Source organism: Mongoliibacter sp. (genome assembly GCF_007692705.1).
Taxonomy (GTDB): Bacteria; Bacteroidota; Bacteroidia; order Cytophagales; family Cyclobacteriaceae; genus Mongoliibacter.
The window spans coordinates 45,815-53,776 of the sequence record NZ_REBN01000151.1; the positions used below are offsets into that span (position 1 = coordinate 45,815).

Annotated in this window: 7 protein-coding genes; 4 read left to right on the plus strand and 3 right to left on the minus strand. The window is 37.9% G+C overall.

Going from position 1 to position 7,962, the window contains the following annotated elements; genetic code table 11:
* Positions 1-27 precede the first annotated feature (27 nt).
* A complete protein-coding gene (locus EA341_RS09275) occupies positions 28-1,095 on the minus strand; it encodes an agmatinase family protein (RefSeq protein ID WP_293013286.1) in 1,068 nt (355 codons plus the stop codon).
* Positions 1,096-1,214: 119 nt separating this feature from the next.
* A complete protein-coding gene (locus tag EA341_RS09280) occupies positions 1,215-1,697 on the minus strand; it encodes a histidine phosphatase family protein (protein ID WP_293013289.1) in 483 nt (160 codons plus the stop codon).
* Positions 1,698-1,849: 152 nt separating this feature from the next.
* Between EA341_RS09280 and topA the strand changes: the two genes are divergently transcribed.
* The 4 genes from topA (at position 1,850) to EA341_RS09300 (ending at position 7,308) form a co-directional block, all read left to right on the plus strand.
* The gene (gene topA, locus EA341_RS09285) at positions 1,850-4,171 is read left to right on the plus strand and encodes a type I DNA topoisomerase (RefSeq protein WP_293013292.1); all 2,322 of its coding nucleotides are present in this window, start codon (positions 1,850-1,852) and stop codon (positions 4,169-4,171) included.
* A 146-nt stretch (positions 4,172-4,317) separates the two neighbouring features.
* A complete protein-coding gene (locus tag EA341_RS09290; protein WP_293013295.1) occupies positions 4,318-5,295 on the plus strand; it encodes a hypothetical protein in 978 nt (325 codons plus the stop codon).
* A complete protein-coding gene (locus EA341_RS09295; RefSeq protein WP_293013298.1) occupies positions 5,292-5,984 on the plus strand; it encodes an NAD-dependent deacylase in 693 nt (230 codons plus the stop codon). Before EA341_RS09290 ends, EA341_RS09295 begins: the two co-directional genes overlap by 4 nt.
* Positions 5,977-7,308, plus strand: a complete 1,332-nt coding sequence (locus EA341_RS09300) for an NAD(P)-binding domain-containing protein (RefSeq protein ID WP_293013301.1) — start codon at positions 5,977-5,979, stop codon at positions 7,306-7,308. Before EA341_RS09295 ends, EA341_RS09300 begins: the two co-directional genes overlap by 8 nt.
* Positions 7,309-7,405: 97 nt before the next feature.
* Here the strand turns inward: EA341_RS09300 and EA341_RS09305 are convergent.
* Positions 7,406-7,962 (minus strand): tetratricopeptide repeat protein (locus tag EA341_RS09305; protein WP_293013304.1); only part of this gene is annotated, 557 nt, incomplete at its 5' end.

Below are 7,962 nucleotides of genomic sequence, written 5' to 3' on the forward strand. Positions count from 1 at the left end.
AGGACTGAGCTCTTGAAATTTGAAGTGCTATTTAAGATTGAGTTTACCTTGTGATGCTCCAAGTAAATTTGACATCCTGTACAAAATCCTTGCTCCAACATTGCCATCCCATTCGTCTCCTTCCGGCCCTGGAGCAACTTCTACCAGATCAAAACCAATGATTTTTTTACCTGATTTCACTACCTGCTTCATCAAATACATAACTTGTTCCATTTCAAAGCCACCGGCTACTGGAGTACCTGTATTTGGACAAAGTTTAGGATCTAATCCATCTATATCTATTGTCACATAAACATCATTTGGGAGTTGATCCACAATATCATCACAAATAACTTTCCAGGCCTTTCCTTCATAGAGGTTTTCTTTGATATCCTTATCATAAAAGGTGGTGATTCTGTTATTTTCCTTAGCTGTAATGGCTTCTGCTTGGCAAAAATCCCTAATACCCACCTGAACCAGTTTACTGATTTGAGGCAATTTCAGTGCATTATAAGATATTGAAGCATGAGAATATTCAAAATTTTCATAAGCCTTTCTTAGGTCTGCATGGGCATCAATCTGAAGTATTCCAAAACTGGTATGTTCTTCAGCCAGTGCCTTGATCAATCCAAGAGGAGTACTGTGGTCCCCTCCTACCAAAGCAACAAGTTTGCCTTTTTCTCTGTACTTCCTGGCCTGCTCATACACCCAGTCATTCATTTCCTTACTGGCATTATTGATTATTTCAGGTACAGCCGCAAATCTTTCTGACTCCTCAGCAGGGGAGCCAGACTCCAACCAATTGATATAGTTTCTAGCTAGGATTCTAAAACTGGAGCTTCTATCTGCTAAGTCTGTTGGTATTGGTAGCATGTAAATACCCATTTTCCAGGCATCATGGATATCAGATTCATACAAATCTACTTGTGCTGAAGCATTCAGGATAGCCTCAGGACCATCAGCAGTGCCTGATGAATAAGATACTGTTACTTCCCATGGAACTGGAATGATGATCAAGTCTGCAGTTTCTTCATCGAAAGGAAGTCCAAAAATAGATGGGAAAGAACTTACACCATTTGGGTCAAATTGTTCTATTAATTTATGTTTTAATGACATCAGTTTTGTGATTTTTAGGTTGATAAGTATAGTTCAGGTTATAAAAAGAGAAACAATTCTAAGTTTTTTAGCAAGTATAACCAATTACAAAAGAAATAAAATCCTCGGCCAAGCAAAATCTATTGGAGTATTTCAAGTAAAGTTCCTGTCCCTCTCCCACACATTTCCCAAGAATCCACTTCCAAAGCGATTTTAGCCATCATACCTGGCTGCATGCTTATAAATTGATCTATGGTTATATTTGAGACCAAGTTGCTGATACTGGGGTTATGTCCTATAATTAGTAAATGGTCTACTTCTTTATTTACATGATTGATTTGACTCAAGATCCTCTCAGTTGGAGCTTCGTAAAGAAGTTCTTCAAAAACAATATTTCTTGGCTGAATATTTTCTACAATAAGTTCGCAGGTCATTTTGGTTCTTAAAGCATTACTGCTAAGAACGAGATCAAAATTTTCAGCATTTATTTTCAAAGTTCTTCCCAAACGTTTCAGTTGGGTTATTCCGTTGTCTGTCAACTTCCTATCAAAATCAGAACATTGACCATATCCTAATTCAGCCTCCCCGTGACGGAGGAGATATAACATCTTCTTACTGGGCATAGTTAATTGAGTAATTAATACTTTAAAATAGTTGAAATAATCATGCCAAGGAATACTGGATAATTCCTAAAATTTGGAAAGGAATAGAATGCCATCTATTTTTAGGCTTTTAATCGAATGCCTGAGCATTCCCATCTTTTAATTGATATCATATGCCAAAGAATTTAGTCATTGTGGAGTCTCCTGCTAAAGCAAAAACCATAGAAGGATATTTAGGTAAGGATTTTAAAGTTGCCTCAAGTTATGGGCATATCCGAGATCTTCCTAAAGGAGACAAAGCGATTGACATTAAAAATAATTTTAATCCTACCTATGAAGTCACAGCAGACAAAAAAGAGGTAATCAAGGAATTAAAGAGGTTGGTTAAGGATTCAGAAACTGTTTATCTGGCGAGTGATGATGACCGTGAGGGAGAAGCTATTTCTTGGCACCTCAAAGAGGTGCTTAAGTTAAAAGATGAAAGTACGAAAAGGATAGTATTCCGTGAAATCACCAAAAATGCGATCGTAAAAGCTATAGAAAACCCAAGAACAATTGATTTGGACTTGGTTAATGCCCAACAAGCAAGGCGTATTCTTGATCGTTTGGTAGGATTTGAGCTCTCTCCCATTCTTTGGAAAAAAATTAAAACAGGGCTCTCTGCGGGAAGGGTGCAATCAGTAGCCGTTAGGTTAATAGTCGAACGGGAAAGAGACATTGAAAAATTCAATTCAAAATCATCATTTCGGATTACAGCACTTTTTGATGTTAAAGGTAAGCAGCTGTCAGCAGAACTTCCTAAAAAATTTGACAGTCAGGAAGCCGCAGAAGAGTTTCTTAAAAAATGCTTGCAAGCAGATTTTAATATAGAAAACCTAGAAACAAAACCTGGCAAGAAAACACCGGCTGCCCCATTTACAACATCTACTTTACAACAAGAAGCAAGCAGGAAGCTTTACTTTTCTGTGGCTCAAACCATGTCAGTAGCGCAAAAACTCTACGAAGCTGGTAAAATCACCTACATGAGGACTGACAGTGTCAATCTTTCTGATGATGCCATGGCAGCTGCCAAAAATGAAATTAATGATGCATATGGTCCTGATTTTCATAAGGCAAGAAAATTTACTACAAAATCCGAAGGAGCCCAAGAAGCGCACGAAGCCATAAGGCCAACCGACTTTTCCAAGCATGAAGCAGGAGGAGATAGAAATGAACAAAGGCTTTATGAACTGATTTGGAAAAGAGCTATAGCCTCACAAATGGCAGATGCCCAACTGGAAAAAACTTCCGTCACAATCGGGATTTCAACTACTCCAGAAAAGCTTTCTGCAAGCGGCGAAGTCATTAAATTTGAGGGCTTTTTGAAGGTATATCTTGAAAGCACTGATGATGAGGACGACGATGAAGAAAATGAAAGCAAGGGGCTCCTACCTCCATTGGAAATAGGCCAAAACCTTGATTTGATAGAGTTGAAGGGAAGGGAAACTTTCTCCAGGCCTTCCCCAAGATATACAGAAGCATCCCTTGTCAAGAAATTGGAAGAAATGGGCATAGGGAGACCTTCCACATATGCACCTACTATTTCTACAATCCAAAAACGTAATTACGTTATCAAGGAATCCAGGGATGGTAAGGATAGAGATTATATTGAAATGAAAGTAAAGGATGGAGGTTTTTCCAAGCAGACAAAGACAGAAACAGCAGGTGCTGATAAAAACAAACTCTTCCCTACCAACATTGCCATGGTAGTCAACGATTTCCTAGTGGAACATTTCCCTACCGTGATTGACTTTTCTTTTACTGCCAATGTGGAAAAAGAATTTGATGATATAGCTCATGGAGGCCAAAACTGGCAGGATATGATAGGCAATTTCTATGGGAAATTCCATAGTCGTGTCGAAGAAACAGCCAACGTTGCCAGAGCAGACATTAATACATCAAGAGAATTGGGTAATGACCCAAAAACAGGAAAACCCATTATTGCTCGATTGGGGAAATTTGGACCTTTGGTTCAAATAGGAGATCAAGAAGATGAAGAAAAGCAGTTTGCAAGCCTTAAAAAAGGTCAGTTTATTGAAAATATTACGTTAGAAGATGCTTTAGAACTCTTCAAACTACCAAGAGATGTGGGTCAATTTGAAGATAAAAAAATTGTAGCTGCATTAGGAAGATTTGGGCCTTACATCAGACATGACAGCAAATTTGTCTCTTTGGGAAAAGAACACGACCCACTAAGCATAACAGAAGAAGTAGCCATTCAACTCATCAAGGAAAAGAGAGAAGCTGATGAAAAAAAGCATATCAAAACCTTTGAAGAAAATCCGGAAATTCAGATTCTAAATGGCAGATGGGGTCCTTATATCAAATTCGGTAAGAACAATTTCAAAATCCCAAAGGATAAAGAGGCTGAAAGTCTTACTTATGATGAAACAATTGAAATAATTGAAAATCAGCCAGTAAAGAAAAAAGGTAGAGCCTACGCAAAGAAGAAATAACATAAAGCTGTCATTGTAAAATGACAGCTTTTTTTATATACAATTTTTATTTCCAGTGAATTTTATAAGGATCAAGACCTGAAAATTCCCGATTATTTATTTTTGATATATTTCGTTATTTTGAGTCTCAAACAACCAGCAAATCTATGAGCATACAAATAATAGCAGTTTTTTTTCTTTCACTTTCAGGTTTGGCCTTAGCCGCATTTCAGTTTAAAAATAGAGAAAGAACTGAGGTCAAAGAAGGTGATGCATTGGATCATATCAAAGGAATGTATATCCTCAAAGTACCTTATGAAAAATTAGTGATTGCTTATTTTGGATTGATGGCCATAGCTTCCATTTTAGATTGGATTTTAGGTGGAAACCCTGAAAAACTAAACCTGACTTATTTCTTGGTCTCTTCTTGCGCTTTTCTGATTTTTCTATATAAGCTCGGTATGTCTTTTATCAAGACAGTAGAATTCAAATGGCCTACAGCCGCATATATCTTACTAAATGTAGGGATCGCCGCTATTGTCTACCATTTCATGACTCATCCTGTCTTAAAAATGGCTGAGGCATTAGAGTATATATTGACTTTTCATCTTTTAGGAATGATTCTAGGGCTGGGTGGCACTTTGATTTTAGATATATTGATTTTCCATTTTCTTAGAAATTTCAAAATCAATTCATCTGAAGCTGTCATAATGCACCTTATCTCACAACTGATAATACTTGGTTTGGTACTTCTAATGGTTACTGGCGTTGCCATATACCTGACGGATATGCAAGCCTACAATAGTAACCCAAGATTCCTCATGAAAATGACAGCTGTTCTGATTTTAAGTATCAATGGTGTATTTCTTAACTTCTATATGATGCCTGCTATAGAAAAGCTTTCATTGGTGGAAGAGGACATTGAAGAAGATCAAAACCTGAAGAGAGTTGCATTTTCAGTAGGTGGAGTTTCTATGGTATCTTGGTTGGCCGCCTTTGCCTTTGCTATGGTTAAGGACCTAAGTCAGTTCAATTATATTCAAATGTTAGTACCCTATCTGGTATTGGTTATCGGTGCCATTGGTGGCGGTCAATTCATCAAAAAGAAAATGGAAAAAGAGGTTATCGAGGAAAGTCAAAAATGAAAAAACTTGTAGTATTGTCTGGTGCTGGGATCTCAGCGGAGAGTGGTATTAGCACTTTTAGGGATAGTGGAGGGCTTTGGGAAGGTCATGATATAATGGAGGTCGCTTCACCTGAAGGATGGAGAAAAAACAGAGAATTGGTGCTTGACTTTTACAATAAAAGGAGAAAGCAGGCACTTACAGTGATGCCCAATGAAGGCCACAAAGAATTGGTGAGGCTGGAAAAATATTTTGACGTCACAATCATTACCCAAAATGTAGATAACCTACATGAAAAGGCTGGCTCCAGCAATGTCATTCATTTGCATGGTGAACTGTTTAAATCCCAAAGTACAGTAGATCCTGGATTGGTTTATGATATAGAAGGATGGGAAATCAAATTAGGCGATAAATGTGAAAAAGGGAGTCAATTGAGACCATTTATCGTTTGGTTTGGCGAAATGGTTCCCATGATAGAACCGGCCATAGAAGTTGCCTCAGAAGCTGATATTTTTGCAGTTATCGGTACTTCACTTTTGGTTTATCCAGCAGCGGGTTTGATTCAATATGCACCTTCTGGTATTCCAAAATATATCATTGATGTAGATATCCCTCAGATAGCCAGTACTGGGAACCTGAGAAAAATTGTGGCTCCGGCATCTACAGGGACAAAAGAAATGGCTGAAGAATTGATTGAAAAATATGCATAAAGACATTAAAATAGCAATTATAGGTGCTGGTCCTTCAGGTATCACTGCCTTGAAAAATATTCTTGATCAAGGATTAAATGCAGTCGTTTTTGATCGCAATAATGATGTTGGAGGCAACTGGATTTACAGTGAAGATGAATCCCATTCAAGTGTTTTTGAAACCACCCATATCATTAGCTCTAAGACCCTTTCACAATATGAGGATTTCACCTTTGATGATTTTGATCCAGAAACAGCTGATTACCCTTCTCATGAGGAGTTAAGAAGGTATTTTCAAGCCTATGCGGTACATTTTGGACTATATGATCACATAGAGTTTAGCACCTTAGTCAAAAAATGTAAAAAGGATAGTGATGGATTCTGGGAAATAATCACAGAAAAAGCAGGAATAGAAGAAAGGCATACTTTTTCACACTTGGTTGTCTGTAATGGACATCATTGGCACCCAAGATGGCCAGAATATCCAGGCAAATTTTCAGGGGAGTTTATTCATTCCCATTCTTTCAAAAAAGCTGAGCCATTTCGGAACAAAAAAGTATTGGTTATCGGAGGTGGAAATTCTGCCTGCGATGTAGCTGTAGAAACGAGCAGGGTCAGTGCCCATACGGCCATTTCATGGCGCAGAGGGTACAGGATTATCCCTAAATTCTTCTTTGGTCAACCATCCGATAAAATTGGAGAAAAAAGTGCTTGGATACCACTTAAAATCAGGAGTTTTTTCTTTGATGTTCTATTGAATATTCTAGTAGGCAAAAACAGACTTTACGGATTGCGGGAGGTGGAAACAAAATTTGGAGAAATTCACCCGACTATCAATGATGAGTTACTGTATAAAATCAGGCATGGAAAGGTCAAACCAAGGCTGGATATTAAAATACTTGAGGGAAAAAAAGTCATTTTCGAAGATGGACTGGAGGAAGAATATGATGCCATTATAGCATGTACAGGCTATTACCTCTCCCACCCTTTCTTTAGCAAAGAACTTATTGACTACAGTTCAGGTCCAGTTCCCTTATATTTGAAGATGTTCCATCCTGAAATAGAAAACCTCTATTTTATAGGTATGTTTCAGCCATTAGGTTGCATATGGCCTGGGGCTGAATTACAGTCAAAAATTATGGCTCTTGAGCTTGCCGGAAAATGGAAAAGACCTGAAAATATCAAAAAACTCTGCCAGCTTGAAGTTACCAATCCACACTACAAGCAAATCGATACGCCAAGACATACAATAACAGTAGATTACCATAAATTCAAAAAGGAACTTTTAAAACATCTTCCTCACGACTATATTTCCAAATCACCACAGGTAGCACATTCAACTTAAAAAAAATGGAAAGTATCCCGATATAATTCAGGTTTCGCAAGGACTGGATACAAAAAAAGAGGCTCAAGGCCTCTTTTCTGATTTTAACATATTCTGATTATTCACAATACCTAGACATAGCTTCTCGGGCATCTTCAAAATTAAGTTTGATTGCCGCTCTCATATCATCACAACCGGATTTAACCCTATCTGTGGCAAATTTCAGTAAACCTCTATAGTAATAGGCCTGCCCAAAATTCTTATCCATTTTAATAGCTGTACTATACTCCTTGTAAGCTTCCTCAGTATTTCCCAGCTGATGTAATGCCCTGGCTTTCATGAAATATGCCATGGCAGGTGCCCCAGCTACTTCTACCGCATATTCAGCATACAGTAAAGCACTGGTATGCTTTTTCTGTTTTTGATAAATATTCGAAAGGCTTAACAACACTTGAGTATTCTTAGCATCATGAGTCAAAGCAGCCAGAAAATCTCTTTCTGCTTTATCAAACTCCCCTAATTCTTCATGTGAGCGACCTCTATTGTACAAAGCCTGTACATTTTTAGGTCTGTTTACCAAATAAGCATTGTATGCGTTGATGGCTTCTTCATAGTTCCCGGCAGCATAAAGCTGATCTCCTTTATTGGACTCTCCGGAAGAACAAGAAGCTAAGA

Excerpts from the sequence above, each read along its gene's own strand:
- EA341_RS09275 (WP_293013286.1), bottom strand. The coding sequence starts at position 1,095 with ATGTCATTAAAACATAAATTAATAGAACAATTTGACCCAAATGGTGTA.
- EA341_RS09280 (WP_293013289.1), bottom strand. The coding sequence starts at position 1,697 with ATGCCCAGTAAGAAGATGTTATATCTCCTCCGTCACGGGGAGGCTGAA.
- topA (WP_293013292.1), top strand. The coding sequence starts at position 1,850 with ATGCCAAAGAATTTAGTCATTGTGGAGTCTCCTGCTAAAGCAAAAACC.
- EA341_RS09290 (WP_293013295.1), top strand. The coding sequence starts at position 4,318 with ATGAGCATACAAATAATAGCAGTTTTTTTTCTTTCACTTTCAGGTTTG.
- EA341_RS09295 (WP_293013298.1), top strand. The coding sequence starts at position 5,292 with ATGAAAAAACTTGTAGTATTGTCTGGTGCTGGGATCTCAGCGGAGAGT.
- EA341_RS09300 (WP_293013301.1), top strand. The coding sequence starts at position 5,977 with ATGCATAAAGACATTAAAATAGCAATTATAGGTGCTGGTCCTTCAGGT.